Raw genomic sequence first — 1,514 nt, 5'->3', positions numbered from 1 at the left:
TCAGGGGTATAGTTTCGTGTTTTCATTGTCGTATTCTCTCAGAAAGTTGAGTCTCCGACAATCTCGGGGCGGTTCACATCTAAGCAAACAAGGCCACAACATTAGCCTGTATATGGTAAGAAGCATCAAAGAGGAACACGGCATCAAATGCCGTCGTCATAAGCGCTTTAAAGTCACTACTGACTCAAACCACAACAAGCTGGTCTATCCAAACGTACTGGATCAGAAGTTTGATGCTAAGCGCCCTAACGAAGCATGGGTCAGCGACATTACCTATATCTGGACTGCTGAGGGCTGGTTATATTTAGCTGGAGTGAAAGATTTATACACCAAAGAGCTTGTCGGCTACGCTATCAATAAGCGCATGACCGCTGATTTAGTATGCCGTGCACTCAATATGGCAATCAAGAACAAACGACCTACTCAAGGACTGATTGTTCATTCAGATAGAGGTAGCCAATATTGTAGCCATGCGTACCATAAGATTATCGAGCAGCATAAGTTTACAGGCTCAATGAGCGGCAAAGGTAATTGCTATGACAACGCACCTATAGAAAGCTTCTGGGGCGTCTTGAAGAATGAACTAGTATATCATCAAGATTATAAAACGAGGTTTGCAGCCACTAGCGATATCATTGGGTATATTGAGCTGTATTATAATCAGACTAGGATTCAAAAGGGCTTGGGCTATCGAGCGCCAAGACAGGTGTGGTTTGACTACTATCGTCAGGCTGCGTAATTAAAATCTCCCAAGTTTGGTTCTACGGATTTGACAGCATGGGTCAATTCTCAAGAGGCATACGATAGTGCACAACAAAAAGCGGGGTGTTGTAATGATTGCGTCAAAGTTAAGTAAGTTTTTATACTATGTATCGAGATCTATACACATATTGCTTCTACCTATACTGTATTCAGCTACGCTTTGGTATCCTACTGGAAGATGGTGGGAAATACTAGGGCTTATCCTTCTTCTAACCATTTGTTTTTACTCTCTAATATTTAAAAAAAATATAAAAATGTTATTCATAGTAAGGTCTTTTTCATACTTCTCTACTGCACTATTGTTCTTTCCAGCCAACTTTTTTACTACAGAATATGGCATAGATTATAGGGTTATTGTTTTTTACGATATGTGCTTTTTATTTTTAGTAGATTTATGGATTTTTTTACAAAACAAATCTGAAAATAATTCAAACGCGCTACCAGTACGATGATAAGCAGCGCTTAGATCAGATCACCGATGCAGAAGGTAACATCACGCGTCACCACTATAATAATACTGCTCCTCATCTTGAAGAGCTTATTAGCCAAGTTCGCTATCCTGATGGTAGCCAGATACAAATGGATTATGACGATTTAGGTCGTTTGATCACTTATACCGATGCATTAGGTCATCAAGTCACCTATCAATACGATAGCGAGGGCAAGCCAAGTAATTGTAGTGGTCAACTAATTTAGGACACCTGATAAGAGGTTTTGATTAAAGTAACGTCTTTCTGTTTCAGCTGGTGTTA

At 39.8% G+C, this 1,514-nt stretch carries 2 protein-coding genes; both read left to right on the top strand.

Annotated elements, in window-relative coordinates; translation table 11 throughout:
- On the top strand, window positions 1-739 hold a 739-nt coding region (locus tag FOR85_RS12505), incomplete at its 5' end, for an IS3 family transposase (protein ID WP_223808643.1).
- Window positions 740-1,152: 413 nt separating this feature from the next.
- On the top strand, window positions 1,153-1,458 hold the full coding sequence (locus FOR85_RS13020) for an RHS repeat domain-containing protein (RefSeq protein WP_144298176.1): 306 nt from the start codon (window positions 1,153-1,155) through the stop codon (window positions 1,456-1,458).
- Window positions 1,459-1,514: the final 56 nt, after the last annotated feature.

This window comes from Psychrobacter sp. YGAH215 (assembly GCF_007280595.1).
GTDB lineage: Bacteria > Pseudomonadota > Gammaproteobacteria > Pseudomonadales > Moraxellaceae > Psychrobacter > Psychrobacter faecalis.
The sequence above is the reverse complement of the archived record's forward strand: the minus strand, read 5'-3'. Positions and strand labels throughout refer to the sequence as shown.